At 58.9% G+C, this 462-nt stretch carries 1 pseudogene; it reads right to left on the bottom strand.

Annotated features, from left to right (window positions below):
* Positions 1 to 93: 93 nt before the first annotated feature.
* Positions 94 to 426, bottom strand: a pseudogene (gene ccmE, locus JMF97_RS32480) (cytochrome c maturation protein CcmE); the annotation flags it as partial.
* Positions 427 to 462 lie beyond the last annotated feature (36 nt).

Consider the following 462-nt stretch of genomic DNA (forward strand, 5'->3'; position numbering starts at 1 on the left):
CTGAACCAGGGCAAAACACAGCGCCAGGATCATGGCCAGGTGGCCCAGTTCCGGGATGTACAACCCGGCGCTATAGAGTCCAGCAGTCATCAGTTAGCCCTCTTTCGCAGGAGTAGGTGCCGACATGCCACTGTCTTTCAAGGCCTTGGTCACTTCCGGCGGCATGTATTTTTCATCGTGCTTGGCCAGCACTTCGTCGGCTACCACCACGCCCTCGGCATTGAGCTTGCCCAACGCCACGATCCCCTGCCCTTCACGGAACAGATCGGGAAGGATGCCGCGGTAGCTGATGGTCACGGTCTTGTTGAAATCGGTGACATTGAATTTCACGTCCAGGGAATCGCCGGAACGTTGCAGCGAACCGGCCTCGACCATGCCACCGGCGCGAATGCGCGTGTCCTGCGGGGCTTCGCCGCTGGCGATCTTGGCCGGTGTGTAACCTGTCCCTTATAACAATCCAGA

Origin of the sequence: Micromonospora fiedleri (genome assembly GCF_016774385.1) — a bacterium.
GTDB lineage: Bacteria > Actinomycetota > Actinomycetes > Mycobacteriales > Micromonosporaceae > Micromonospora > Micromonospora gifhornensis.